This is a genomic window from Streptomyces sp. NPDC051064, from assembly GCF_044455985.1.
Taxonomy (GTDB): domain Bacteria; phylum Actinomycetota; class Actinomycetes; order Streptomycetales; family Streptomycetaceae; genus Streptomyces.
In genome coordinates, this window is the sequence record NZ_JBITFK010000001.1 from 632,913 (window position 1) to 656,770 (window position 23,858).

26 protein-coding genes and 1 pseudogene are annotated in these 23,858 nt (G+C 72.3%); 14 read left to right on the forward strand and 13 right to left on the reverse strand.

The window, feature by feature from the left end:
- Positions 1 to 143 precede the first annotated feature (143 nt).
- A complete protein-coding gene (locus ACIBCU_RS02955) occupies positions 144 to 2,195 on the reverse strand; it encodes a bifunctional glycosyltransferase 87/phosphatase PAP2 family protein (protein ID WP_399228803.1) in 2,052 nt (683 codons plus the stop codon).
- Between the two features lie 188 nt (positions 2,196 to 2,383).
- Positions 2,384 to 3,466: a serpin family protein gene (locus tag ACIBCU_RS02960; RefSeq protein WP_399228805.1), complete on the reverse strand. Its 1,083-nt coding sequence runs from the start codon at positions 3,464 to 3,466 to the stop codon at positions 2,384 to 2,386.
- Between the two features lie 64 nt (positions 3,467 to 3,530).
- On the opposite strand from ACIBCU_RS02960, the gene ACIBCU_RS02965 reads away from it, so the two are divergent.
- On the forward strand, positions 3,531 to 4,007 hold the full coding sequence (locus ACIBCU_RS02965) for a GNAT family N-acetyltransferase (RefSeq protein WP_399228808.1): 477 nt from the start codon (positions 3,531 to 3,533) through the stop codon (positions 4,005 to 4,007).
- An 18-nt stretch (positions 4,008 to 4,025) separates the two neighbouring features.
- On the opposite strand, the gene ACIBCU_RS02970 is transcribed toward ACIBCU_RS02965, so the two are convergent.
- The gene (locus ACIBCU_RS02970) at positions 4,026 to 6,077 is read right to left on the reverse strand and encodes an MDR family MFS transporter (RefSeq protein WP_362942218.1); all 2,052 of its coding nucleotides are present in this window, start codon (positions 6,075 to 6,077) and stop codon (positions 4,026 to 4,028) included.
- 133 nt (positions 6,078 to 6,210) lie between these two features.
- Here ACIBCU_RS02970 and ACIBCU_RS02975 point away from each other — a divergent pair, with 133 nt between their 5' ends.
- Together ACIBCU_RS02975 and ACIBCU_RS02980 are read left to right on the forward strand one after the other, a co-directional pair.
- Complete coding sequence (locus ACIBCU_RS02975; RefSeq protein WP_399228811.1) at positions 6,211 to 7,170, forward strand: peptidoglycan-binding protein; 960 nt, start codon at positions 6,211 to 6,213, stop codon at positions 7,168 to 7,170.
- A gap of 191 nt (positions 7,171 to 7,361) precedes the next feature.
- The gene (locus ACIBCU_RS02980) at positions 7,362 to 8,024 is read left to right on the forward strand and encodes an HAD-IA family hydrolase (RefSeq protein ID WP_362942212.1); all 663 of its coding nucleotides are present in this window, start codon (positions 7,362 to 7,364) and stop codon (positions 8,022 to 8,024) included.
- Positions 8,025 to 8,093: 69 nt separating this feature from the next.
- Here the strand turns inward: ACIBCU_RS02980 and ACIBCU_RS02985 are convergent, their stop codons facing one another.
- Positions 8,094 to 8,828 (reverse strand): ABC transporter permease, encoded by a 735-nt coding sequence (locus ACIBCU_RS02985; protein WP_362942209.1) that lies wholly within the window; start codon positions 8,826 to 8,828, stop codon positions 8,094 to 8,096.
- Between the two features lie 210 nt (positions 8,829 to 9,038).
- Here ACIBCU_RS02985 and ACIBCU_RS02990 point away from each other — a divergent pair, with 210 nt between their 5' ends.
- From ACIBCU_RS02990 to ACIBCU_RS03005, 4 genes are all read left to right on the forward strand, one after another.
- Positions 9,039 to 9,683: an HNH endonuclease family protein gene (locus ACIBCU_RS02990; RefSeq protein ID WP_362942206.1), complete on the forward strand. Its 645-nt coding sequence runs from the start codon at positions 9,039 to 9,041 to the stop codon at positions 9,681 to 9,683.
- Positions 9,684 to 9,771: 88 nt separating this feature from the next.
- Positions 9,772 to 11,448: an alkaline phosphatase D family protein gene (locus ACIBCU_RS02995; RefSeq protein WP_399228815.1), complete on the forward strand. Its 1,677-nt coding sequence runs from the start codon at positions 9,772 to 9,774 to the stop codon at positions 11,446 to 11,448.
- 112 nt (positions 11,449 to 11,560) lie between these two features.
- On the forward strand, positions 11,561 to 12,019 hold the full coding sequence (locus ACIBCU_RS03000) for a DoxX family protein (RefSeq protein WP_362942201.1): 459 nt from the start codon (positions 11,561 to 11,563) through the stop codon (positions 12,017 to 12,019).
- Between the two features lie 204 nt (positions 12,020 to 12,223).
- Entirely contained in the window at positions 12,224 to 12,883 is a 660-nt protein-coding gene (locus ACIBCU_RS03005) for a DedA family protein (RefSeq protein ID WP_399228818.1), read from the forward strand.
- Positions 12,884 to 12,912: 29 nt separating this feature from the next.
- On the opposite strand, the gene ACIBCU_RS03010 is transcribed toward ACIBCU_RS03005, so the two are convergent.
- The 5 genes from ACIBCU_RS03010 to ACIBCU_RS03030 all read right to left on the reverse strand — a co-directional run bounded on the left by ACIBCU_RS03010 (position 12,913) and on the right by ACIBCU_RS03030 (position 15,695).
- Positions 12,913 to 13,134 carry a DUF2277 domain-containing protein gene (locus ACIBCU_RS03010; protein ID WP_104785181.1) on the reverse strand — a complete coding sequence of 74 codons (222 nt, stop codon included), beginning with the start codon at positions 13,132 to 13,134 and terminating at the stop codon, positions 12,913 to 12,915.
- Between the two features lie 42 nt (positions 13,135 to 13,176).
- Positions 13,177 to 14,562: a DUF1254 domain-containing protein gene (locus ACIBCU_RS03015; RefSeq protein ID WP_362942198.1), complete on the reverse strand. Its 1,386-nt coding sequence runs from the start codon at positions 14,560 to 14,562 to the stop codon at positions 13,177 to 13,179.
- A gap of 1 nt (position 14,563) precedes the next feature.
- Positions 14,564 to 14,998 (reverse strand): hypothetical protein, encoded by a 435-nt coding sequence (locus ACIBCU_RS03020; protein WP_399228820.1) that lies wholly within the window; start codon positions 14,996 to 14,998, stop codon positions 14,564 to 14,566.
- A gap of 131 nt (positions 14,999 to 15,129) precedes the next feature.
- On the reverse strand, positions 15,130 to 15,474 hold the full coding sequence (locus ACIBCU_RS03025) for a hypothetical protein (RefSeq protein ID WP_399228822.1): 345 nt from the start codon (positions 15,472 to 15,474) through the stop codon (positions 15,130 to 15,132).
- 5 nt (positions 15,475 to 15,479) lie between these two features.
- Positions 15,480 to 15,695, reverse strand: coding sequence for a hypothetical protein (locus ACIBCU_RS03030; RefSeq protein ID WP_362942189.1), 216 nt, complete (start codon positions 15,693 to 15,695; stop codon positions 15,480 to 15,482).
- Between the two features lie 65 nt (positions 15,696 to 15,760).
- Here ACIBCU_RS03030 and ACIBCU_RS03035 point away from each other — a divergent pair, with 65 nt between their 5' ends.
- A complete protein-coding gene (locus ACIBCU_RS03035) occupies positions 15,761 to 16,030 on the forward strand; it encodes a hypothetical protein (RefSeq protein ID WP_399228824.1) in 270 nt (89 codons plus the stop codon).
- Between the two features lie 130 nt (positions 16,031 to 16,160).
- Positions 16,161 to 16,673, forward strand: coding sequence for a hypothetical protein (locus tag ACIBCU_RS03040; RefSeq protein ID WP_362942183.1), 513 nt, complete (start codon positions 16,161 to 16,163; stop codon positions 16,671 to 16,673).
- On the opposite strand, the gene ACIBCU_RS03045 is transcribed toward ACIBCU_RS03040, so the two are convergent.
- Positions 16,665 to 17,552 carry a LysR family transcriptional regulator gene (locus ACIBCU_RS03045; protein WP_362942180.1) on the reverse strand — a complete coding sequence of 296 codons (888 nt, stop codon included), beginning with the start codon at positions 17,550 to 17,552 and terminating at the stop codon, positions 16,665 to 16,667. The genes ACIBCU_RS03040 and ACIBCU_RS03045 overlap by 9 nt on opposite strands.
- Positions 17,553 to 17,621: 69 nt before the next feature.
- On the opposite strand from ACIBCU_RS03045, the gene ACIBCU_RS03050 reads away from it, so the two are divergent.
- The 3 genes from ACIBCU_RS03050 (at position 17,622) to ACIBCU_RS03060 (ending at position 19,844) form a co-directional block, all read left to right on the forward strand.
- The gene (locus tag ACIBCU_RS03050) at positions 17,622 to 18,551 is read left to right on the forward strand and encodes an EamA family transporter (protein WP_399228827.1); all 930 of its coding nucleotides are present in this window, start codon (positions 17,622 to 17,624) and stop codon (positions 18,549 to 18,551) included.
- Positions 18,552 to 18,679: 128 nt separating this feature from the next.
- Positions 18,680 to 19,243, forward strand: a complete 564-nt coding sequence (locus ACIBCU_RS03055; protein ID WP_362942175.1) for a flavoprotein — start codon at positions 18,680 to 18,682, stop codon at positions 19,241 to 19,243.
- Positions 19,244 to 19,298: 55 nt separating this feature from the next.
- The gene (locus tag ACIBCU_RS03060) at positions 19,299 to 19,844 is read left to right on the forward strand and encodes an MOSC domain-containing protein (protein ID WP_362942172.1); all 546 of its coding nucleotides are present in this window, start codon (positions 19,299 to 19,301) and stop codon (positions 19,842 to 19,844) included.
- Positions 19,845 to 19,856: 12 nt separating this feature from the next.
- Here the strand turns inward: ACIBCU_RS03060 and ACIBCU_RS03065 are convergent, their stop codons facing one another.
- Complete coding sequence (locus ACIBCU_RS03065) at positions 19,857 to 20,333, reverse strand: DUF6194 family protein (RefSeq protein WP_399228830.1); 477 nt, start codon at positions 20,331 to 20,333, stop codon at positions 19,857 to 19,859.
- A gap of 63 nt (positions 20,334 to 20,396) precedes the next feature.
- Here ACIBCU_RS03065 and ACIBCU_RS03070 point away from each other — a divergent pair, with 63 nt between their 5' ends.
- The gene (locus ACIBCU_RS03070; protein ID WP_362942166.1) at positions 20,397 to 21,122 is read left to right on the forward strand and encodes a MerR family transcriptional regulator; all 726 of its coding nucleotides are present in this window, start codon (positions 20,397 to 20,399) and stop codon (positions 21,120 to 21,122) included.
- A 101-nt stretch (positions 21,123 to 21,223) separates the two neighbouring features.
- Here ACIBCU_RS03070 and ACIBCU_RS03075 read toward each other — a convergent pair whose 3' ends face one another.
- A complete protein-coding gene (locus ACIBCU_RS03075; protein ID WP_399228832.1) occupies positions 21,224 to 22,513 on the reverse strand; it encodes an LAETG motif-containing sortase-dependent surface protein in 1,290 nt (429 codons plus the stop codon).
- Positions 22,514 to 22,753: 240 nt separating this feature from the next.
- On the opposite strand from ACIBCU_RS03075, the pseudogene ACIBCU_RS03080 reads away from it, so the two are divergent.
- Positions 22,754 to 23,273, forward strand: a pseudogene (locus ACIBCU_RS03080) (SDR family NAD(P)-dependent oxidoreductase); the annotation flags it as partial.
- Here the strand turns inward: ACIBCU_RS03080 and ACIBCU_RS03085 are convergent.
- A complete protein-coding gene (locus tag ACIBCU_RS03085) occupies positions 23,245 to 23,823 on the reverse strand; it encodes a dihydrofolate reductase family protein (protein WP_399228834.1) in 579 nt (192 codons plus the stop codon). The pseudogene ACIBCU_RS03080 and the gene ACIBCU_RS03085 sit on opposite strands and share 29 nt — an antisense overlap.
- Positions 23,824 to 23,858 lie beyond the last annotated feature (35 nt).

Consider the following 23,858-nt stretch of genomic DNA (forward strand, 5'->3'; position numbering starts at 1 on the left):
GCTGAGCCGTTCGAGTGGCGGAACCGCCGCCGCGGGCGGACCCTGGGGGGACGCGGCGATCCACGCCGAAGGGGTGCGGGGCCGGCTCGGGAGGGCCGCCCCGCACCCCTTCGGCCCGTGTACCGGTCGGGCCGGTGTCCGCCCTACGCCTTGCTGCCGGCCGGTTCGGGGGCCGGCTCCCCGACCGCGTCCCCGGCGTCCCCGGCCTCGCGGTCCGGCCGCCCGGCCGCACCGGGGACGGCCTGGAGCCTGCGCGGCCCCGCCAGGGCGTACGCCAGCCCGAAGCCCGCGGCCACCACCGCCGCACCGCCGACCGCGTCAAGCACCCAGTGGTTGCCCGTGGCGATGATCGCGGAGACCGTGAACAGCGGGTGCAGCAGCCCCAGGACCTTCATCCACGCCTTCGGCGCGAGCAGGGCGATCACCACACCGCACCACAGCGACCAGCCGAAGTGCAGGGACGGCATCGCCGCGTACTGGTTGGTCATCGCGGTCAGCGCCCCGAAATCGGGGCTGTCGAGGTCCTGCGCACCGTGGACCGTGTCGATGAAGCCGAGCCCCGGCATCAGACGCGGCGGTGCCAGGGGATACAGCCAGAAGCCGACGAGGGCGAGGACCGTGGCGAAGCCGATGGTGCTGCGGGCCCAGCGGTAGTCCGGGGGCCGCCGCACGTACAGCACCCCGAGGATCGCGAGCGGCACGATGAAGTGGAACGTCGAGTAGTAGTAGTCGAAGAAGTCCCGCAGCCAGGGGATGCCGACGACGGTGTGGTTGGCCCAGTGCTCGATGTCGATGTGCAGCCACTGCTCCGCGGAGTGGATCTGCCGGCCGTGCTCCTCCGCGGTGGAGCGCCCGGCGGTGGCCGCCAGCCGGACCTTCGCGTAGGCGGAGTAGACGACCCTGATGAGCAGGAGCTCCAGCAGCAGGTTGGGGCGGCTGAGCACGCGCCGCCAGAACGGCAGCAGCGGCACCCACGCGTGACGCGCCGGCACCGGCTTCGCGTAGTCCGTGGGAATCGGCCGCTGCCAGTAGGGCGAGGTGCGGGAGAGGAACGGCACGGCGCAGGCCGCGCCGAGCGCGGCGACGAGCAGGACGTTGTCGCGCACGGGAAGGACCACGCCGACGTTCGGCAGCAGCATCTTCCCCGGCAGGGTGAGGACGAGCACCACGACCGCCGGCCAGACCAGCCGGTCCGAGGCCCGGGTGCCGACCCGGCCGACGACGGCGAGCAGCACCCAGAGAAGCTGGTGCTGCCAGGCGGTGGGAGAGACGGCGACGGCCACGCATCCGGTGATCGCGACGGCCAGAAGCAGCTGCCCGTCCCGGGCGTAGTGCACCGCCCGCCGCAGTCCGAGGAAGGCGACGGCGGCGGCGAGGATGAGGAACAGCGCGATCTCGAGCGGGCCCTGGAGCCCGAACCGCAGCAGCGCGCCGTGCAGCGACTGGTTCGCCAGGCTGTCCGGGCGGTCCCCGAGGCCGGCCCCCGCGAGATGGTGCACCCAGTACGCCCATGAGTCACGCGGCATCACCGCCCAGGCCAGCGCCGTGCAGACGGCGAAGGTGGCACCGCCGGTCGCGGCGGCCCTGCGTCTGCCGGTGAGCCAGAACAGGACGGCGAAGAGCAGCACGGCGGGCTGGAGGGCCGCGGCGACACCGGTCAGCACGCCGGGGAGGCGCTCACCGCGTACGGCGAAACAGGCGAGAAGCACCAGCAGGACCGGCAGGATGCTGGTCTGGCCCAGATGCAGGGTGGTGCGGACGGGCAGCGACACCATCAGCAGGGTGATCGCGACGGGCGCCGCCACGAAGGCGGTACGCCTGCTCACCGGCGCGGGCAGGGCGCGGACGGCGACGAAGCCGAGTCCCACGACGAGCAGCAGCGAACCGAAGGTCCACACGACGCCGAGTGCCTGCTGGGCGGAGACCGTCAGCGGCTTCAGCACCAGCCCGGCGAACGGCGTCCCCGTGAACCGGCCCGGGTCGTACAGGGACCCCGCGATGTGCAGGACCCCGGTCGCACCGGTCCAGGTCTCCAGATCGGTGAGGCGTTCACCCGGCGGCCGCCGGAGCACCACCGCCACCTGCCGTACCGCCAGGACGCCGACGAGCAGCCAGAGGACGGCTCTCGCCGTGGCGGCTCTCGCCCCCGGATCCGCCGCCGCATCCCCCCGCACACTGCGCTCCACATCTGTCACGCTGCGCCGACCCTCCCGTTTTCATGCACTGTCCCCTCGGCCCGGGTATGTGCGGATGAAGCCTCGCATTGCCCTATGAGGTAGACACAATCAACCCCCACTTAGCCTGACTGTCACCACCGATTTGCCGAAAGAATGCCCGAATACGACTCGGCGGCCCCTCGGACGGCGCCCGTCATCGGGCCGGGTCAGCCCTCGTACGCCGGTATGTCCGCCTGCCACCCCGCGAAGAGGGGGACGTCCGAGGAGCCGTCCAGGACGACGATCCCGAAGGGCCGGGTGAAGGCGATGTGCCGCCCCGGCCGTGCGACCGACGTCCGCAGGGCCACGACCGTGACCGCCGCGGCCTCCACACCCTCCTCCGCGACCTTCAGCACGGCCTCCTGGACCACGTCGGAGATGCAGGCGGGCTGACGGGAGAGCCCCGAGAAGTCCGCCAGGGCCATCGTGGTCGCGCGCCGTACACCGAGGGCGGGCAGCTGGTCGTCGACCTGAATGTTCGTACGCAGGGTGAACCTCGGAACGGCGACGGTCACCTCGTCGGCGTCGAGCGGGACACGCTCCTCGCGGGACGCCCACGCCGCGGGCAGGACCTGCGCGGCGCCCGCTCCCGGCTCCCCCAGGACCAGCCTGATCCGCGCCGGAGCCGCACCGCCCCGCTCCGTACGGCAGCGCAGCTCCACGACGTGCGCGCCGGCGACCGTCCACACGTCCCGCACCGGCACCGGAGCGTGCATCGTCGCTGCGGGGCGGATCCTGCCCGCCTCGTCGGTGAACGGGACCTCGCGCGTGCGGTTCACCTCGAACGGGGTCTCCCAGAGCGCTTTCAGGGCCAGCGCGTTGACGAGTGCGAAAGAGACACCGTCGAGCTCCATCGGCAGCCGTTCGATCAGGCCACCGGTCCGCTCGCACACCCAGGCGTCGATCTCGTCCTGGCCGACCGGCCCGAACGCGATGCCGGGGAGCGCGTCCTTGTACTCCTGACGGACGGTCAGCCTGCTCCACACCCGGGTCGCCACATTCAGCGCCTCGGTACGCTCCCAGTCCCGCGCCGCCTCCGTCACCACGGCCGCGGCCTCCGGGCCCGCCACACCGAGCAGGGTGCGCAGCTCTGCGGCCGTCTCCGTACGGGCGCCCGCGGCGACGGCCGTCAGGGCCAGCCACAGTCCGGCGGGCGAGCACACGAAGCCACCCCCGCCGGGCCGCGCCAGCTCCCGTATCCACTGCTCCCCGAGCCGCTGGACGGCCGCCGTGCTGGTCGTGTCCCGCATGTTCACTGCCCCCTGCACCTATTAATGGTTCGTCATCCCGTCACACCCTGGACAGAATGTACGAATGACGTGGACCGTGACCCCCGAACACTTCGGCAGCCCCGAGGCGGCCCTGCTGCGGCGGGACTACTACGACGACGTGGCGAGCCGCTACTGGGGCCGTCCGGCGACCACGGCGGAGATCGACGACGGGCTGAGGGACGACGGCGTCGACCGGCTCGCCCCGCCCACCGGGGAGTTCCTGGTGGGCCGGTACGGCGGCAAGCCGGCGAGCTGCGCGGGCCTGCGGCTGGTGGACGCGGCGACGGCGGAGCTGACCCGGGTGTACGTCCGGCCCGCCTTCCGCTCGACGGGCGGTGGCGGCCTGCTGCTCGCGGGCATCGAGAGCGCCGCGCGGGCGTACGGGGTGCGGCGTATCCGGCTCGACACCCGTGACGACCTGGTGGAGGCGCGCGGGCTGTACGCGAAGCACGGTTACGCGGAGATCCCGGCGTTCAACCAGGGCCCCTACGCGGAGCACTGGCTCGCCAAGGAGCTCTGAGCCCCTCCGGGCGGGCCGTCAGCCCACCGAGTGGTCGCGGCGCGGTTCGGGCATGTGCGGCCGCTCCTTGCTCGACCCGCTCACCTCGGACGACAGCTCCGTCACCAGCCGGATCAGGTCGGTGGGCCGGTCCGGGCCCCACCAGTCGCCCAGGAGCTCGGCCAGTGACTCCTCGCGGGCGTGCGAGAGCTTGACCACGGCCTCCGCGCCCTTCTCGGTGAGCACCAGCTGCATGCCCTCGCGCCGGGCGAAGCCGTGCCCCTCCACCTGGCGGGCGGCCGAGGTGATCACCCTCAGCGGCACGGGGGCGACCTCGGCCAGCCGGCCGGGCTCGACGGTGCCGTGCCGTTTGATGCGCAGCAGCAGCCAGCTGGCGGCGGGCTGCAGGTCGTACCCGGCCTTCTCGGTGATCTTCTCGTAGATCTCCCGGCGCCCCTCCCGGGTGGCGAGCACCGACAGGGCGCGGGCGCATTCGTCGTACGAGGAGCGCTGGACCGGGTTGGAGGCCAGGGTCTCGCTGGTGTCGGGCGCCGTCACCGATCCGCGCAGGGGCTCCTCCTTGAGGAACCAGGCGAAGACGAACGCGACGAGGACCACGGGCACGGCGTACAGGAAGACGTCGGTGATCGAGGTCGAGTAGGCGCTCAGCACCGAGGGGCGCAGATCGGCCGGGAGCCGGCCGATGGCCCGGGGGTCGGCGGCCAGTGCCCCGGCGTCGACACCGGGCGGCAGGGAACGGCCGCTGAGCGCCTCCTCGAGTTTGCCGGAGAGCCGGTTGGTGAAGATGGTGCCGAACACGGCCACGCCGAAGGACGCTCCGATGGAGCGGAAGAAGGTCGCTCCGGAGGTGGCGACGCCGAGGTCCTCGTAGCCGACGGAGTTCTGCACGATCAGCACGAGCACCTGCATGACCAGGCCGAGTCCGGCGCCGAAGACGAAGAAGCAGAGGCTCATCGTCCAGGTGGAACTGTTCTCGGAGAGAGTGTGGAGCAGCAGCAGGCCGACCAGGGTGAGGGCGGTGCCGGCGATCGGGAAGACCTTCCAGCGGCCTGTCCGGCTGACGATCTGGCCGGAGCCGGTCGAGGTGATCAGCAGCCCGAAGACCATCGGCAGCATGTGCACACCGGACAGGGTGGGGGTGATGCCGTGCACCACCTGGAGGAAGGTCGGCAGGTAGGTCATGGCACCGAACATCGCGAAGCCGATGACGAAGCTGATGACGGCGACGAGAGTGAAGGTCCTCTTCCGGAACAGTTTCAGCGGCAGCACCGGTTCGACCGCCCGGCGCTCGGCCGCGACGAACGCGACGAGCAGCACGACGGCGAGGACCGCGAGGGCGATGATCTGCACGGAGCCCCAGGCCCAGGTGGTCCCGCCGAGCGAGGCGACGAGGACCAGGCAGGTGGCGACGGAGGCGATGAGGAAGGTGCCCAGGTAGTCGATGGTGTGCTTGGTGCGGCGGACCGGGATGTGCAGAGCCGCGGCGATGACGAGCAGCGCGACGACGCCGACGGGCAGGTTGATGTAGAAGACCCAGCGCCAGCTGAGGTGCTCGGTGAAGAAACCGCCGAGCAGCGGTCCGAGCACGCTCGTCGCACCGAAGACCGCCCCGAACAGGCCCTGGTACTTGCCTCGCTCGCGAGGGGTGACGATGTCGCCGACGATCGCCATCGACAGCACCATGAGCCCGCCGCCACCGAGGCCCTGGAGGGCTCGGAAGCCGATCAGCTGCGGCATGTTCTGGGCCACACCGCAGAGCGCGGAGCCCACGAGGAAGATGACGATGGCCGTCTGGAAGAGCTTCTTGCGCCCGTACTGGTCGCCGAGCTTGCCCCAGAGCGGGGTCGCCGCGGTCGCCGCCAGCAAGTAGGCGGTCACCACCCACGACAGGTGGTCCAGGCCGCCCAGCTCGCTGACGATCGTGGGCAGAGCGGTGGACACGATGGTCTGATCGAGTGCGGCGAGCAGCATGCCGAGGAGCAGTGCGCCGATGGACACCAGGACGTTCCGCCGGGACCGCCCCTCACCTTCCGCCAGGGTGGGCGGGCTCAACTGCTGGGCCATGAGCATCTCCTCGGGTCCGCTTCCCCCCTATCCTGTCCGCTCCGTGCCGTTATGGCCTGCCGAGCAGTGGTACGGGCGTCGGGCTTCACCGTGGCGGCCTGCATAATCGCAGGCAGTTCGATGGGGAGGGGAACCCACAATGACCGGACATGTATGCCCGGAGCGCGGTGGCGGGCGGGGCGCGAGACCTGGGGCGGATTGCGGCTGCGGTGCCCGTACGGCCGAGCGGGACGCCCGGTCGGCGGAGATCGCTGCGGCCGAGGACTTCGACCCGCTGCGGATCCGGCCTTATGTGACGCTGAGCAGCGACGACACCCAGGACTCCGGCGCCCCGGCGGCGGAGACGACGATGCCGCTGTTCCTGGACGGCGCGGGGGACGGAGCGCCGGGGCCCGGAACCTCGCCGGGCGCGCCGCCCGACGCGGTCGCCGCGGACGAGACCCGTCGGCGCACGGCCGCGGCCTACGCGGGCGGTGGCCCCGACCCGGTGCAACCCCGCCGTCGGCGGCCGTTCGCCGTTGCCGCCGTGGGGGCGGCGGTGGCCGCGGTGGTGGGCACGGCCGCTTTCGCGAGCGGGCTGTTCGACGACGAGGACCGCCGGGCCACGGCGCTGCCCGAGGTCACGACGAGCGTGCCGGCCACGGGCGACGGGCCGTCAGCGTCGGTGTCGGAGTCCCCGTCCGCGTCACCCTCGGCCACGCCGTCCGGGTCCGCGTCGGCGTCGCCCTCGACGTCCGCCTCGCCGTCGAAGAGCCCGTCGGCGTCGCGTTCGGCCACCGCTTCGACGTCACCGTCGCCGTCCGTGTCCGCGACGAAGGCGCCCGCCCCCACCACGGCGGCGCCGCCCGTCGAGGAGGCGTCCGGGAGCACGCTGCGGCGCGGCGACCGCGGCGCGGAGGTCTCCGAGCTCCAGCGGCGGCTGCAGGAGGTCTGGGTCTACCGGGGGCCGGAGGACGGTGACTACTCGGAGCGGGTGGAGGACGCCGTCGCCGAGTTCCAGAGGTGGGTGTCGGTCAAGGGCGACCCCCCGGGGGTCTACGGCCCGGAGACCCGCCGCGCCCTGGAGGCGCAGACGAGCGGCGACGGGCGCCGGTCCTGAGCGTCCTGGTGCGGATCCCCGTCGGCGTGGGCTCCATGACATCCCCGACCGCAGGATTGGCGTTTCGGCGTACGTTTTTGTATCGTGGTGGAACAAAGTAGCCTCCGCTCGTTCTCCCTGACCGGCGGGCGGGGCTACTTGTTTTCTTCACCGCAGCTACGAGCTGTTCCCCCGCGCTCTGGAGCATGCCGATGTCGGCCACCGTCCTCGAAGCCCGTGCCCTCCTGTTGGACATGGACGGCACCCTCGTGAACTCCGACGCGGTGGTGGAGCGCTGCTGGCGCCGCTGGGCGATCGCACAGGGGCTCGACCCCGAGGCGGCGCTCAAGGTGGTCCACGGCCGCCAGGGTTACGCCACGATGGCCGCCCTGCTGCCGGACCGCCCCATGGAGCAGAACTACGCGGAGAACCGGATCATGCTCGCCGAGGAGACCGCCGACACGGACGGCGTGGTGCCCATTGGCGGCGCCACCGCCTTCATGGCGTCGATCGCCGGCCTCCCCCACGCACTGGTGACCTCTGCCGACGAGGCGCTCGCCCAGGCCCGGATGACGGCCGCGGCCCTGCCGGTGCCGGAGACCCGCGTGACCGCGGAGATGGTCGGCGCCAGCAAGCCCGACCCCGAGGGCTTCCTCAAGGGCGCGGCCGAGCTGGGCTTCGACCCGGCGGACTGCATCGTCTTCGAGGACTCCGAGGCGGGCATCGCGGCGGGCCGTGCGGCCGGCATGCGCGTCGTGGGCGTCGGCCCGCGCGCGGCGGCGCTCTCCCCCGACGCCCACGTCGAGGACCTGACGCGACTCCGGGTGGAGGCGGGCCCGGACGGCTCGATCCGCCTGCACATCGACACCCCGTAACCCTTTCCCTGGTTCACCCTTCGGGGACGGCCCCGCTCGGCGTACAGCCCGAGCGGGGCCGTCCCCGTCTCACTCCCGGTGCAGCACCCCCCGGGCGACCAGTTCCAGCACCAGTGCGACGGCGACCGTCTGCACCGCCATCAGCGCCACCAGGACGAACAGCTGAACGGCGCCCGCCTCCACCGGCGAGGCGCCGCCCAGCAGCATGCCCACGAAGGCCCCGGGCAGGGTGACGAGCCCCACGGTCCGGGTCTGATCCAGCCCCGGCAGCAGCGCGTCCGAAGCGGCGGGGCGGGCGATCTCCAGCCGGGCTTCCCGGTCGAGCAGACCGAGCGCCATCCCCGCCTCCACCTCCCCGCGCCGCACCTCGAGCTCGTCCAGCGCGCGGCGCCCGCCGAGCACGGTCGCGGTGAGCGCGCCCCCGATGAGGATGCCGGTGACCGGGATCAGGACGATCCCCCGCGCCGGAAGGAGCCCGGTGAGCAGGAGCGCCACCACCACCGGCGCGACGCCCGCCGCGATCGGCGCGGCGGCCCACCACCAGGTGCGGTTACGGGTGATCCGCCGGCCCGCGGTGCGCACCGCGACCGCGAACATCAGCGCCAGGAAGCCGAGCAGGGGCCCCAGGGAGCGCACCACCCAGCCGATGAGCAGGGAGACGACGGCCAGCTGGGCCGCGGCCCGCAGTCCGGCGACGGCGATCTCACGGGACCTGCCCAGCGAGGCCCACGCGGCGACGGCGGCGGCGCACACCAGGAGCACGGCGAGCACGACACCGAGGGCGGGACCGACCTGAAGCAGCACGGGGCAACCCTAAGGGCTGCCTGCCCGTCAACCTCCGTACTCGAACAGCCTTCGGACGGGACGTCAGGACGATCGCCCTGCCCCTTGATATGACGTGCGCATGTCGTCACTCTGTTACCTGGTGACCACCCCGACGAAACCCGGCGCCGCCACGATGGTCCGGCTCGACAGGTCGCCCGCTCAACATTCCCCCACATCAAGGGAGTTCACATGTCCGGTATCTACGCGCGTCGCATAGCCGTCGTCGCCGCCTCGGCCGCGCTCGCCGCCACCACCGGGCTCCTCACGGCCCCGACCGCCCAGGCCGCGATGCCCACCCCGGTCAGCGCCTCGACCGCCCGTACGTATCTGGGTCAGCTCACCGTCTCCACCGAGGGCTCCTCGTCCGGCTACAGCCGCGACAAGTTCCCGCACTGGATCACCCAGTCGGGGGCCTGCAACACCCGTGAAGTGGTGCTGAAGCGCGACGGCACCGGCGTCGTCCAGGACTCCGCCTGCGCCGCGACCAGCGGCAGTTGGTACTCGGAGTACGACGGCGCCACCTGGACCGCCGCGGCGGACCTGGACATCGACCACATGGTCCCGCTCGCCGAGGCCTGGCGCTCCGGTGCCAGTGGCTGGACCACCGCCCAGCGCCAGTCCTTCGCCAACGACCTGACCCGCCCTCAGCTCATCGCTGTGACCGACAACGTCAACCAGTCCAAGAGCGACCAGGATCCGGGTGAGTGGCTCCCGTCACGCACCACCTACCGCTGCACCTACGCCCGCGCCTGGGTGCACGTGAAGCACTACTACGGCCTCAGCGTCGACTCCACCGAGAAGAGCGCCCTGCAGTCCGTCCTGAACGGCTGCTGACCACCCTCCCGCCCCGGCGGAACCCGCCCTCCTCCGTCGCCCCGTACCCTACGGAGCCATCGACGACGGCGACGCGAGGAGGGCACACATGGCCGGGCTACGCCTCGGACCACTGCTGAGGTACGTCGACTGGGAGTCCGGCTCCCGGGCGACGGTCTGGGTGGAGGCGACCAGGCCCTGCACGGCGGAGGTCCGCTGCGCCGACGGGGCGCGCGGGACCTCCCCCACGTTCGCCGTCCAGGGGCACCATTACGCCCTGGTGGTGGTGACGGGCCTGACTCCCGGCTCGACCACGCCGTACGAGGTGCTGCTCGACGGCCACCGCGTATGGCCGCCCGAGGACTCCCCCTTCCCGCCGAGCACCATCAGCACGCCCGCCGTGGACCGGCCGGACGACGTGGATCCGGTCCGGGTCGCGTTCGGGTCCTGCCGCTGGGCGGCCCCGCCCGCCCACGGGCACGACGCCATCGGCCCGGACGCGCTCGACGCGCTGGCCACCCGCCTCGCCGCCGACCCCGGCGCCGTACGCCCGGACGTCCTCCTGCTCCTCGGCGACCAGGTGTACGCGGACGAGACGTCGCAGGACACGCAGAGACGGCTCGCCGCCCGTCGCGATCTCGACGAGGCTCCCGGCGCGGAGGTCGCCGACTACGAGGAGTACACCCACCTCTACGACGAGTCCTGGCGCGACCCGGACGTGCGATGGCTGCTCTCCACGGTCCCCAGCTGCATGATCTTCGACGACCACGACGTCATAGACGACTGGAACACCAGCGCCGCCTGGGTCCAGGACATGCGTCGCACGCCGTGGTGGCACGAGCGCATCGTCAGCGGGCTCATGTCGTACTGGGTCTACCAGCACCTCGGCAACCTCTCCCCCGACGCCCTGGAGGCCGACCCGGTCTACGCGGCCGTGCGCGCCGTACCGGACGGCACCGAGACCCTGCGCGACCACGCGGCGGCGGCGGACGCCGACCCCACGCTGACCCGGTGGAGCTACCGGCGTGTTTTCGGCCGAGTACGGCTGCTGATGGTGGACACCCGGGCGGCCCGGTCCCTCGAGGAGCAGCACCGGTCGATGCTCCGCGAGGAGGAGGAGCGGTGGCTGCGCGACGAGGCGCTCGCGGACCCCGGTGCGTACGACCATCTGCTGATCGGCACCTCGCTGCCGTGGCTCCTGCCGCCTCTCATACACGAGGCGGAGACGTGGAACGCCGCACTGTGCCGAGGGGACCGTGGCGAACGCTGGGCGCGCCGCGGGGAGAAGGTGCGGCGGGCCGGTGACCTGGAGCATTGGGCCGCGTTCCCGGAGTCCTTCCGCCGTCTGTCGGAGCTGCTGAGGAAGGCGGGCAGCGGGCCGGACGCACCTGCGACGGTATGTGTGCTCTCGGGCGATGTGCACCACGCATACATCGCCGAACCCCAGTGGTCCGGTTCCGCCACGGACGGCACTCCCGCCGCACACGTCCTGCAACTGACCTGCTCCCCCGTCCACAACTCCATCCCCGGGTACGTACGCGCCGGCTTCCGTTTCGGCTGGAGCCGGGTGGGCCGATGGCTCGGGCGCGCGCTGGCGCTCCACGGACGGACGGGGAGCCCTCCGATGCGCTGGCGCAAGTCGGGTGGGCCGTGGTTCGGCAATCAGCTGATGACCCTCACCCTGCACGGCCGGAAAGCTGCGCTGACATTGGTTCAGGCCAGAGCCAGGCCCACGGGAGCACAGCTCGAGACGGTTCTGGAGCGCTCACTGACTTCGAACGAATGACCAATTCTCAGCCAGTCGACAAAATGTTGAACTTGCAAGCAATAATGAGGTCACCCTAACCTGATGGGCCCCGATCGGTTCACGTCCCCAGACCGAAGGAGCCCCACCCCCCATGTTCATACGTCTGAACCGGGCCCAGCCCTACGCACTCGGCCTTTTCCGCGTCGTCATCGGCTTTCTCTTCGCCTGCCACGGCGCCGCCTCGCTCTTCGGAGTCCTGGGCGGCTCCATGGGCGGCGGCACCGTCCCCACCGGCACCTGGCCGGGCTGGTACGCCGCGGTGATCCAGCTCGTCGGCGGCATCCTGGTCGCGCTCGGCCTCGGTACCCGCATCGCCGCTCTCGTCTCCTCCGGCTCCATGGCCTACGCGTACTTCAAGGTGCACCAGCCCGAGTCGCTGTTCCCCCTGCAGAACGGCGGCGAGGCCTCGGCGGTCTTCTGCTGGGCCTTCCTGCTGCTGGTCTTCACCGGCCCCGGCGCCATCGCCCTGGACCGGCTGTTCTCCTCGCGCGGCGGCTCCGCGAGCGAGAGCGAACCCGCTCGCGAGAAGGCCCGGGCCGTCTCGGCCTGACCCCACGCTCCCCACGCCCCGGCCCCCCTCCTCCGAGGGGGGCCGGGGTCGTACGTGACCTGCGCGACATCGGCCGCCGAGCCGGTGAATACCAGGTGAACCGGGTGAACAGCAGGCGTACGCTGTACAGCTGGCCCTGCCGCTCCTGCCGCTCCCCTGCGACGCCGCGGCGTTGACACGGAACACGGGAACGGGGAGTAGAAAGTGCTCGAGAGTGTGGGTGCGCTGACAGGCAGCCCATGGATCTACGCGGTGGTCGCCCTCTCGGTACTCCTGGACGTCTTCCTGCCCGTCCTCCCCAGCGGCGTCCTGGTGATCACCGCGGCCACCGCCGCGGCCGCGAGCACGACCACGGTCACCGCCGCGGCCGGTGAGGCCACCCGGCACGTGCCCTCACTGCTGGTGCTGACCCTCTGCGCCGCCACCGCCTCCGTCCTCGGTGACCTGGTCGCCTACCGCCTCGCCTGGCGCGGAGGCGAACGCCTCGACCGTGCCATCGCCCGGTCCCGCCGCCTCACCTCCGCCCAGGAGCGTCTCGGCGCCGCGCTGAGCCGCGGCGGAGGGGCGCTGGTCGTCGTCGCCCGCTTCGCCCCGGCCGGCCGCTCCGTCGTCTCCCTGGGGGCGGGCGCCGCTCACCACAAGGTGAAGGAGTTCCTGCCCTGGTCGGCCGTGGCCGGAGTGGCCTGGGCGGTCTACAGCGTGGGCCTCGGCTACTTCGGCGGCCAGTGGCTGGGCGCGGGCTGGCTGGGCACGGCCGTCTCCGTCCTCGCCCTGTTCCTGGCGGGCGCACTCGCGGCGGTCGTCGTCCGCCGCCCCGCGCACGCCTCAGCCGCGCCGGTCGCCGGAGCCCCGGCCGGGACCTGACGGCCCAGGTCCGCTCAGACCTGGGCGGCTCAGACCCGGGCGGCGCCCCGGATCTCCAGACCGTCCAGCAGCCGCTGGGTGGCCTCGGTGATCTCTTCGACCGCGCGGTCGAAGACCTCCTGGTTGTGCGCGGCGGGCGCACGGAAGCCCGAGACCTTGCGCACGTACTGCAGGGCGGCGGCTCTCATCTCCTCCTCGGTGGCCTCTTCGGGGATGGACGGTGGACGAAGCGTCTTGATGCTGCGGCACATGTCTCCAGTGTGCGACGCGCCACCGACAACGCGCCCGGGGATCTATGGACCCAGCCCGTCCCCGAGCCGCTGGAGCGCCGGGACGACGTAACTCCCGTCGAGAATCGCCTGGCCGGGGAGGTGGAGCCGCAGCACCGGACGGAAACCGCCGGCCGGCAGCGGCAGCCAGTTCGCCGCACCGGCCGCGTCCGCCGGCGGATCCGCGGACAGGCGCAGCGTCAGCGACCCGTCGCCGCCGTGGACGAGCCCGGGTGTCCGGTCCCCGATCACGTACCGGTCCGCGGCGTTCGTCACGAGGTGGCCCCCGGGGCTGTCGTACACGGTCAGCGACCAGAACGCCCCGACCGGCGGCGGCTGCGTGAGGTGCAGCGCATAGCGGTGGGCCCCGTCGAGCGGGCGGCCCCGTGAGTCACGGGACGTGTGGGCGTACACCGCCTCGTACCCATGGGGCAGCCAGCGTCCCCGCCGGGCCGCCACCGCCCTGACCAGGTACGACGCCTCCCGGTCGGGGATCTTCCACTCCGGTGAGCCGAGCGTGCCGACGCCGAAGTGGTCCAGGTTGTAGTCCCGCAGGTGCGGAATCATCCGCCAGGCGCCGGGGGCGCCCTCGGCCGCGACGGTGTGCGGGCGCGCCGCCTGCTCCACCCGCAGCCTTCCCAGCGCGAGCCCGCGCCGCAGCGCGCGTACGAGGCCGGCCCCGGCCGACACGTACGGCGAGATCCCCTCCTCCAGGAGTCCCAGGGGCTGGAAGCGGTCCTGGTAGGCGCGATCGGCGGCGGCGGGCGGGAAGTCGGCCATCCAGACCCGGAGCTCTTCGAAGAACCGCAGTTCGCCCGGGACTCCGGACTCCGTCGCCGGGAGCCCGGTCCGGTGGGCGCGGTCGCCCAGATGCGTGAGCGTGAGCTCCTGCTGGAGCGCCCTGACCCGGGGCATGTCCTCCGGTCCGTCGCAGGCGAGCCGGCCGAGGACGGAGACGACGGAGGTGGGCGCGTCGATCACCCCGGACACCACATCGGGGACGGTGCCGGCCCATCCGGGCGGCACGACCATCCAGTCGCCCTCGTCCGTGCCGGTGGCCCGGGTGCCGAGGTAGGCGAAGGCGTTGCCCCAGGCGTCGACGAACTGGAGGACGTAGTACGCCCCGCCGGTGTCCGGGACGTGCAGCCGGACCGGCCCTCCGGAGAGGTCGAGCTGGGCGAGCGCGTCGACGAGGTCGGCCGGGGCGTACGGGGTGTGCGTGCCGGGCGTGGCGGGCCCGTCGGCGTGGGCGAAGTCGTTGAAGGGTGCGGGTGCCGGCGTCCCGCAGCCCTCCTGGAGACAGGCCTGGACGGCCGACAACTGACGGACGAGCGGGGATCCGTAGACGTACGCGTCTGCGGCCAGCGCCGTGACCGCGTCCGGTTCCAAGCCGCCTCGCCCCGGGTTCACGTCAGATGACCGGCTTCGCCCGGTGGGCGCACAGGGCCCAGATCACGAAGGTGTCGAGCGCGATGGAGATGATCGCCCACACCGGCTGGTACGGCAGCCAGATGAAGTTGGCGATCAGGTTCAGGGCCGCCAGCCCGACGCCCACGCCCCACGCCCAGGCCGCGCCCTTGAGGATGCTCCATCCGACGAGCACCAGGAGCACCCCGAGGATCAGGTGGATCCAGCCCCAGGCTGTGATGTCGAACTTGAACGTGTAGTTGCTGATGCGCGTGTACACCTCGTCCGAGGCGATGCCCGCGATCCCCTTGACGATGGCGAGGATGCCGTCGACGAGGAGCACGATCCCCGCGAACAAGACCCCGGTGGCCGCCCAGGGGCTGCCGGGGCCGGGGGCGGACGGGCGCGAGGAGCCGGGGGCGGACGCTGACTGGGCCATGGGGTTCCTCCACTCGACGGGCCACGCCGCATCACGGCGGACAGATCCGACCCTGTGCGAGGACCTCACCGGCCACGACCCGGCCGCGCCCGTCCGGGTGACGGCCCTTCCTCGCTGTCCCGACGCCCCGCTCAGGGCGCACCTACGGTCACGACCTGACCCTGCGCGTCGACGGTGAGCACCACTCGCTCGACCTTGTTCGTCACTGCCAGCGCCCCCCAGACGACGCCCCAGAGGCAGCACGAGAAGACCGTCAGAAAGGCGTGCAGCACATGGTTCACCGGCTGCCCTCGCACCAGCACGGCCTGGCTTCCGGACCGCGACTCCACCCGCCATCCGGCGGCGACCCGCCGGCTCACCACCCAGTCGAGGATCAGGCCCCGCTGCGTGTCGTCGGGTGTTCCCGCGCCCGCCCCGTAGTAGCCGGGGGGCGGTTCGAGTGACGCCTCGTGCCGGTGTGCTCCACGACGCTTCACCTGGCTCACCTCCAGGTTTCGAGGTCTCCGCCCCGCCACTCGATCAACTCCGGCTGGTCCAGGTCGATCTCCTCCGCCCCCTGGGCGAGCCCGGCCCGCCGGAGGAACGAGGCCACGTCACCGCGCCCGTGCGCGAGCCCGACGATCTGCCCGCGTACGGTCACCCGCCGGCCACCGGTCGGTGAGGGCGGGTACACGATCACAGGCGGATGTCCGGACATGCCTCCACGGTCCCCCGTGCCTCGTCGCCCCGCATCCCGGGGCCCTCCGGAGCGGACGGGGCATCGTGCCCGGCACCGAGTGGGCGGCGTACCACGACGAGCTCGCCGAGGCGTTCGGCCTGCGCATCGACGCGATCGGCCCGCACTTCGGCACAGCCGCCCTGCTGGACGCGCCGACGGACTCCGACGACCCGGCCACGCTCGTGGGCGCCGGCGACCGCTACGTCCGGCCGGCCACGACCTCCGCCGCATCCCGGTCCGCGACCCGGCCCCGGTCCGCCCCCACGCCCTGGTCCGCCGCAGGAGCAGCCCCCACCCGGCGCTCGCGGCCCTGAGCGCGTACCTCGCGGCGGCACGGCCGAAGGCGGAGGGCGAGCCGTGGAGGCCGGGCTGGTCCAGGACATGAGCCGCAGAGGCCCCGAACTACGTTTCGACAGCCGCCTGTTGTGACCTAGTGTCACCCGTATGAGTGCAGCCGTAGCAGCCATGGTCGCCGCAGTCGTCGGCGTGCTCGGCACGCTCTTCGCTCCGGTGATGACGAGTTGGGTGGCGAGGCGCCAGCGCACGGCGGACGAGCTGGCCGAGGAGAGGCGGAGGAACTTCGAGGACCGGCGCACCGCGTACACCTCGATGAACCGGGCGACCCGCCATTTCCACACCCTCCTCAAGGACGCCCTGCACCGCGTGCGCGACGGTGTCTGCACCGACGACGACCGGGCGCGGCTGGAAGAAGCCCGGCGCGACTACCGCGACCGGTACGCCGAGGCTCAGATGATCGTCCCCGGTGCCGTCCTGGCCGCGTCCCGCGAGCTCAACGTGGTCCTCGCCGGGGTGGACGCCGCGCTCAAGCGCGTCGACCGCGGTCTGCCCCGCGAGGGCGAGACGGCCGGGCGGCTGCTCCTGGACCTCAAGGCGGCTGATCCGCAACTCACCGCCATGCACCGCCTCATGCGCCAGGACCTCGGCATCTCAGACTGAGCGGCCCTCGCGGTAGAGCCCGGCGGCGAGGGCGATCGCGGTGTGGGTGGCGGGGTGGGTGGTGGGGGCGCGCCAGATGAGGTGGACGGGGACCGGCTCGGCGTCGCGCAGACGGCGGTAGACGATGCCGTCGCGGCGGTACTGGGCGGCGGTGGCCTGGGGGGTCAGCCCGATGCAGCGGCCGGTGGCGATGGCGGCGAGCCAGTCGTCGATGTCGTGGGTGTACTCGACCGAGGGCCGGTCCTCCTCCGGCCACAGGTCCAGGGCGGTGGTGCCGGTCCGGCGGTCGATGGCCAGGGTGCGGCCGGGGATCTCGGCCAGGCGGATGCTGCGGCGGCGGGCCCATGGATCGTCGGACGCCAGGGCGACCTGGCGGGGCTCGTGGCCGATGCACGCGTGGGACCACGGCTTCAGGTCGATCGGGGCGCGGATCACGGCGAGGTCGCAGAGTCCCTCGGCGAGGCCGCCGGTGGGAGTGTTGTGGCGGATGAGGCGCAGCTCCGTCTCGGGGTGCTGTTCGTGCCAGCGGCGCTGGAACTCGGTGGTGTGCGGGCCGAAGGCGGACCAGGCGTGGCCGATGTGCAGGCGGGTGTGCCCGGTGGTCGCTTCGCGTACGAGTTCGTCGGCGCCGGCGAGCAGCATGCGGGCACGGGCCAGCGCCTGCACGCCCGGGGCGGTGGGGGCGACGCTGCGGCTGGTGCGGTGCAGCAGCCGCACCCCGAGGAGGCTTTCGAGACCGGCGAGGGTGCGGGAGACGGCGGCCTGGGAGATGCCGAGTTCGTGGGCGGCGTCGGTGAAACTTCCGGTGTCCACGATGGCGACCAGGCACCGCAGGTGCTTCAGCTCCAGCGCGGCCGCCCTGGTACGCGTCTCATCCATACGCCCAGCGTATAGGTGAGCGCCTGGATGCATTTTGCGTATGGCGACGGCGCTCCCAGGGTGAGGGGCATGAAGCTCGACTCCCCCGCCGCGATGCCCCGGCCCGTCTCGGCAGCCGGCCACGCAGGCCCTTCCACGGAGCGCGCGGGGCGCGGGGCCGCGGTGGCGCTGATGCTGGGCAGCGGCCTGTCCAACCAGACGGGGGCCTCGGTCGCGGCACTGGCGTTCCCGGTGCTGGGCCCTGCCGGGGTGGTGGCCGTACGCCAGTGGGTCGCCGCCCTCGTACTGGGAGCCGTCGGCAGGCCACGGCTGCGGCACTTCACCCCGGCGCAGTGGCGTCCTGTGCTGGGCCTCGCGCTGGTGTTCGCCGGGATGAACCTGTCCTTGTACCTGGCGATCGAGCGGATCGGACTCGGACTGGCCGTCACGCTGGAGTTCCTCGGCCCGCTCACCGTGGCCCTGTCCGGCTCCCGCCGCCGCGTGGACCTGGTCGCCGCGCTTGCGGCCGCAGGCGCGATCGCGGTCCTCACGCGCCCCACGCCCTCCACCGACTACCTGGGGATCGGCCTGGCCCTGCTGGCCGCGACGTGCTGGGCCTGCTACATCCTGCTCAACCGCATGGTGGGAGCCACCCTGCCCGGCCTGGAGGGCTCGGCAGCCGCGGCGGCCGTCTCCGGCACCCTCTACCTGCCGGTCGGGGCGTGGGCGTTGTGGCACCACCCGCCCACGCCCGCCGCCCTGGGCTGCGCCCTGGCAGCCGGAGTGCTCTCCTCCGCGGTGCCGTTCCTGACCGACGTGGTGGCACTGCGCCGCGTCCCGGCGCACTTCTTCGGCGTATTCATGAGCGTGAACCCGGTCTTCGCGGCCCTGGTCGGTCTCGTCGTCCTCGGACAGCGCCTCGACGCCCTCGCCTGGCTCGCCATCGCCGTGATCGTCGGCGCGAACACCGTCGTGGTCTCCACCGCGCACCGTTCCACCGCCCGCCGCAGCGCGACATGAAGTGCCGCTCAGCAGCGGGCGGCCACCTCTAGTGTGGTGTTCGCGGAAGTACGCCGGCCGTCGCCTTCGCGCCCGAGCGTGAGGGCGCGGGCCGGGTGGGCGGAACCGGACGCAGGGCGGAGAGAACGGTGACAGCAGGCAGCCGCGGGGTGCTGGGAGTCGTGGGCACGGCCACCGACGGAGTGGAGACGCTGCGCACCGGGCTGGTCGAGCCGGCCATCGCGCTGGGCTGGCAGGTGGCCGTGACGCTCACGCCGAACGCCGGGCGGTGGCTCAGGGCGAACGGGGAGTGGGACCGGCTGGAGTCGCTGACCGGCCTGCCGGTGCGGGACATGCCCCGCCTGCCCGCGGAGCCCCGCCCGCACCCGGTCGCCGACTGCTACGTCGTCGCACCCGCGAGCGCGAACTACGTCGCCAAGCTCGCGACGGGCATCGCCGACAACCAGGCCCTGACGCAGGTGAGCGAGGCACTCGGCACAGCCGGCGTCCCGGTGGTGGTGTTCCCCCGGATCAACGCCGCGCACGCGCGGCACCCGGCGTGGGAGGGGCACATCGGGACACTGCGCAGGGCGGGCGTCGAGCTGGTGTACGGCGCGGACGTCTGGCCCTTGTACGAACCTCGGCAGGGCCCGGAGGTACGGGAGCTCCCATGGGCGGCGATCCTGGGACGCCCGGCGGTGGGCCCGCGTTGACGCCGGGCCTCCATAGGATGGCCCGAGGTACACGGGCCGACGGGCGGGGTGGGACATGGCAGGCCGGGTCACAGCGGTGAGCAGCAACGGGACGTACGCGTTCAGCAAGCCCAACCGCCCCTCCGTCACGCTGCTCGCCGGCCTCGGCGTCGAGGGGGACGTCCACGCGGGCGAGACGATCCGCCACCAGTTCCGCATGACGTACGAGCCGGACCTGCCGAACCTGCGCCAGGTGCACCTGATGCACGAGGAGCTCTTCGACGAACTCGCCCTCAAGGGTTACGCCGTCGCGGCGGGCGGGCTCGGCGAGAACATCACCACCCGCGATGTCGACCTGCTCGGCCTTCCGACGGGCACCCTGCTGCACCTCGGTGCGGAGGCGGTGGTGGAGGTGACGGGCCTGCGCAACCCGTGCGCGAAGATCAACGACTTCCGGCAGGGCCTGCTCGGGGAGATGTTCGCCGTCGATCCGGTGTCGGGGGACTTCACGTTCAGGTCCGGCGTCATGGCCGTGGTCCGCCGCGGCGGCCCGGTCCGCCCGTACGACGCGGTGGAGGTCGAGCTCCCACCGGCCCCGCACCGCCCGCTGGAGCGCGTCTGAGGGTGGCGGCTCCTACGAGCTCGGCGCCGAGCCGGTCCGTCGCTCATGACGCACGCGTGCGAGGTGATGGGCCTCGCGCAGCAGCCGGCGCACCGCCTCGTCGGTCCGCCCGCCCGGATTCACCACCGCGAGCCAGCCGACGGAACCGTAGACCGGGTGTGCGATCACGGTGTCGGTGACGCTCGGGTCGTCCTCCGGGGCCGGTTCGCGTGGCGCGTGGCCGGTCCATTCGCTGAACGTGTCCCTCCCGGCGGCGACGTTGACGCGGAAGGTGTCCGGGCGGTCCAGGCGCGACCGCTCGTCGCCCGGGTAGTCCTTCGTCACGATCGTCGCGAACGGCTGAGTCGCTTTCGGCGGTACGCCGTCGGGCGCGTAGGAGAAGAACGTGTCCCCCCAGCTGATCTCGGGTGTTCCGTCGCCGGGTGCCGGCCTGACGGCCAGGACGCCGCCGAGGCCTTCCACGAAGTCGGTGATCTCGTCGATGGTCATGTGCTCAAGCGTTTCATTAAGGTTCCTGTGGAGGCTTTGGACGGGAATCCGGAGGAGCGGCGGGTGTCAACCCTCAAGTCGTCGGACATGCGCACGGTCGATGTCGCGCGGCGGGCGGGGTACTCCGTCCAGCAGATCCGCAACCTCGAACGCGACGGTGTCCTGCCGCCGGCGACGCGTACGGCCTCGGGCTACCGGGTCCACGGGGAGACGCACGTCCAGTCCGCGCTTGCCTACCGGGCCCTCGCTGCCGCCACGGGCCCGGTCGAGGCCAAGCGGATCGTGCGTGCTGTCCACGCACGCCCGGCCACGGAGGCACTCGCGCTGCTCGACGCGGCACACGCCCGGCTCGACCGGGAGCGCACGGACCTGGAACTCGCCAAGGAGGCCGTGACGGCGATCTCCGCCGAGCTGATCGAAGACGTACGCCCGTCGGACTCGATGGGCGTCTCCGAACTCGCCGCCGCGCTCGGAGTGCGCCCGTCCACGCTGCGGCACTGGGACGCCGAGGGGCTCGCCGTTCCGGACCGGGTCCCTCCACGAGGGACGCGACGGTACTCACCCGCGCAGATCCGGGACGCGCGGATCGTGCACCAACTGCGCAGCGCCGGCTACCGGATCGAGCCGCTCCGGGCCTTGATGCCGAGCCTGCGACGCGGACCGGGGAGGGAGGAGGCCGGAGCCGCTCTGGCGGCCCGGGACGCCGGCATCGCGGCCCGCTCCCGCGCCCTTCTCGACGCCGCTGTGCCGCTCCGTTCGATACTGACGCTCCGTCAAGACCTGTGCTAGCACGGCCGTGTCACCGCAGAGGGCCCGACACCGGACGGTGTCGGGCCCTCTGGGCGGTCAACGCGTGGGGCGGGCGCCTGGCCGGTGCCACACCTCATGCGTCAGGCGTGCGAACCTGCCTTGCGACGGCGTACGACGAACACCGCGCCCGCGCCGATCGCCAGGGCCGCGCCGCTCGCGAGCGCGAGCTGCGAGGTGGCGGAGGACGAGCCGGTGGCGGCGAGGCTGCCGCTCACGGGACTGGCCGACGCGCCGCTCTGCGGCTTGAGGTCCGAGGTGTTCGGCTTGGTCGTGCTGGGCTTGGCGTCGCCGACCTTGCCGGGCTTGCTGCCCGCGGCGGCGATCATGAACTCGTAGCCCTCGAGGTCCGGGCTCCCGCCGCAGGTGCCGTCGTCGTTCCAGTAGTCACCGGCGACGAAGGTGACGCCGTTGCCCGCGGGGGCCGAGGCGTCGACCGTGAGGCGCAGTTTGATGTCGGCGTGGGCGCCGGCCTTCAGCGGGCTGATCTTCTCGATGTAGTTCTCGTTGTCGACGTTCTTCCACTTCGAGGAAGAGCCGGACGACCACTGCAGGTGCACCAGGTGGTCGAGGCCGTTGAGCCCGCTCCGGTCGGTCGCGTGGGCGTAGACGAAGGGGAACACCTCGTCCATCGTCTTCTCGGTGCCGTTGGTCACCCGGAGATTGAAGGTGACCTTCGTGCCGGCGACGACCGTGGACGGCAGACCCGTGACGACCGTGGTGAGGTCGGCCTCGGGGACGCAGGTGTCGTCCTCCCCACCGTTCTCGCCGCCCTCGGCCTCCTCTTCCTTCGCCTTGGCGAGCGCCGCATCGGCGGCGTTCTTGTCGTCGAGCGCGGCGTCGGTGGCCTTCTGCAGCTCGCCGATGGCCCGGGCTGCCGCGACCCGCTCATCGCTGTACGCGTCCCCGGCCTCCACGGCCTTGGCATCGGCGGCGACCTTGTCCTTGTCGGCGGCCACGGCGGCGGCCTCCGCCTCGGCGAGAGCCTTCGCCGCGGTGGTCTTCTCCTCCTCGGTGGCCGTCTCCGGAAGAGTCTCTACGGCTGCCTTCGCGGCGACGACCGCCTGGTCGGCGACGGTCTTCACGGAGGCAGCCTCTTCTGCCGCCACCTTGGCGTCCTTCTCGGCCTTGGCGAGGAGAGAGGTCTCGTCAAGGGATTTCAGAGCGGCCACGGCGGCCTTCTCGGCCGCCAAGGCGTCGTCGTACGCCGTCTGCGCTGCGGCGGCGGCCTTTTCCAGCTCCGCGACGGACGGCTTCTCCTGCGTCTGCGCTGCCGGCTTGTCGTCGGCGAACGCGGGGGTGACCGACAGCAGCAGCGCAGGCGTGGTCACTGCGGCGGCAACAGCTGTGGCAAGTATCTGGCGAATCTTCACTAGAGCCCTTCGAGGTCCGAAAAGAGAGAAGGGGTCGCAGCGGACTGGGACACGCATACGCGACTTGAGGTGATCGTATGACCAGGGAGACGGTCGGCCGCCACACTTTCTTCACCTGCCCGCACCGGTGGCACCGCACCGCGGCAGACAGAAAAGACGAATGGGTGCAGTTGCTTTCCCTGCCTGTGCTTTCGCTGTGAGGAACGCCACACCTCCCTGAACGCGCCCCTCCTCGGCCGCCGCGCCAGCGGCGGCGCCGCCCTCGACCTCGCCGACCGTACGAGCATCCGCGCGGCCGTCGACCGCGTCGAGGAACTGCACGGACGGCTCGACGGCGCCTTCAACAACGGCGCGGCGATCCAGCAGCCCGGCCCGCTCGACACCACGAGTGACGAGGACATCGACGAGCAGTTCGCCGTGGACTTCCGCTCGCACTGGACCGCCATGACCGCCGAGGCCGCGCTCATGCGGCGGAACGGCGGCGGGGCATCACCGAGACCGCGGCTGTGACCTGGGCCCTCAGGGAATCCGGGTGAACGGCATCACGCCCGACGGCACCGCCACGGAGATGATCGACGCGTGGGAGGCCGCGTCCCCTGCGTCAGGGGTGGAGCCTGACGCAGGACGGAGAACAGCACGCCCCCGGCCGGGCTCGCCCCGTCGGTCGGAAGCCCCGTCCACAGCGGTCCGCCGCATCCGCTGCCGGCGCCAGGCCACCGCCCACGCTCAGCTCAGTCATGCAGGGTGGGCCGGTAGATGAGTTCCTGGGTGTGGCCGTCGAGCGTCCGGTGCTCGATCAGTTCGAGGTCGAAGTCGGCCGCACCGTGGAAGATCGGGTCCAGCCCGGTCTGCCCGGTGATCACGGGGAAGAGAGTCACCTGGAGGCGGTCGACCAGACCGGCGGCCATCAGCGCCCGGTTCATCGAGAGGCTGCCGTGGGAGCGCAAGGGCACCTCGGACTCCTTCTTGAGCCGGGCGACGACGTCGACGGCATCGCCGCTCGCGACGGTCGCATCCGGCCAGTCGAGGGGCCCTTCCAGCGTGGTCGACACCACCGTTGCCGGCAGGTTCCTCATCCGTGTGACCCACGGGTCACGCACCTCGGACTCGTCGCTGCTCGACGCCACCATCTGCGCGAACGCGCGATACGTGTGGGCCCCGAAGACCATCCGCTGCTCCTCGCGGTACAGACCGAGGCGGCGGTCGAGGAGCTCGGGGCCCTGTTTACCCCAGTAGCCGGTCCAGTTGCCGCCGGCGGCGCCGAAGCCGTCGAGGCTGGAAAAGACGTCGAATGTGTAGGTGGCGGCCATGGCGCTCTCCTCGGCTGCGATGAGTCTCGTATGTG

Excerpts from the sequence above, each read along its gene's own strand:
- ACIBCU_RS02960 (WP_399228805.1), bottom strand. The coding sequence starts at position 3,466 with ATGCGGGACACGACCAGCACGGCGGCCGTCCAGCGGCTCGGGGAGCAG.
- ACIBCU_RS02965 (WP_399228808.1), top strand. The coding sequence starts at position 3,531 with ATGACGTGGACCGTGACCCCCGAACACTTCGGCAGCCCCGAGGCGGCC.
- ACIBCU_RS02970 (WP_362942218.1), bottom strand. The coding sequence starts at position 6,077 with ATGCTCATGGCCCAGCAGTTGAGCCCGCCCACCCTGGCGGAAGGTGAG.
- ACIBCU_RS02975 (WP_399228811.1), top strand. The coding sequence starts at position 6,211 with ATGACCGGACATGTATGCCCGGAGCGCGGTGGCGGGCGGGGCGCGAGA.
- ACIBCU_RS02980 (WP_362942212.1), top strand. The coding sequence starts at position 7,362 with ATGTCGGCCACCGTCCTCGAAGCCCGTGCCCTCCTGTTGGACATGGAC.
- ACIBCU_RS02990 (WP_362942206.1), top strand. The coding sequence starts at position 9,039 with ATGTCCGGTATCTACGCGCGTCGCATAGCCGTCGTCGCCGCCTCGGCC.
- ACIBCU_RS02995 (WP_399228815.1), top strand. The coding sequence starts at position 9,772 with ATGGCCGGGCTACGCCTCGGACCACTGCTGAGGTACGTCGACTGGGAG.
- ACIBCU_RS03000 (WP_362942201.1), top strand. The coding sequence starts at position 11,561 with ATGTTCATACGTCTGAACCGGGCCCAGCCCTACGCACTCGGCCTTTTC.
- ACIBCU_RS03010 (WP_104785181.1), bottom strand. The coding sequence starts at position 13,134 with ATGTGCCGCAGCATCAAGACGCTTCGTCCACCGTCCATCCCCGAAGAG.
- ACIBCU_RS03020 (WP_399228820.1), bottom strand. The coding sequence starts at position 14,998 with ATGGCCCAGTCAGCGTCCGCCCCCGGCTCCTCGCGCCCGTCCGCCCCC.
- ACIBCU_RS03030 (WP_362942189.1), bottom strand. The coding sequence starts at position 15,695 with ATGTCCGGACATCCGCCTGTGATCGTGTACCCGCCCTCACCGACCGGT.
- ACIBCU_RS03040 (WP_362942183.1), top strand. The coding sequence starts at position 16,161 with ATGAGTGCAGCCGTAGCAGCCATGGTCGCCGCAGTCGTCGGCGTGCTC.
- ACIBCU_RS03045 (WP_362942180.1), bottom strand. The coding sequence starts at position 17,552 with ATGGATGAGACGCGTACCAGGGCGGCCGCGCTGGAGCTGAAGCACCTG.
- ACIBCU_RS03050 (WP_399228827.1), top strand. The coding sequence starts at position 17,622 with ATGAAGCTCGACTCCCCCGCCGCGATGCCCCGGCCCGTCTCGGCAGCC.
- ACIBCU_RS03060 (WP_362942172.1), top strand. The coding sequence starts at position 19,299 with ATGGCAGGCCGGGTCACAGCGGTGAGCAGCAACGGGACGTACGCGTTC.
- ACIBCU_RS03065 (WP_399228830.1), bottom strand. The coding sequence starts at position 20,333 with ATGACCATCGACGAGATCACCGACTTCGTGGAAGGCCTCGGCGGCGTC.
- ACIBCU_RS03085 (WP_399228834.1), bottom strand. The coding sequence starts at position 23,823 with ATGGCCGCCACCTACACATTCGACGTCTTTTCCAGCCTCGACGGCTTC.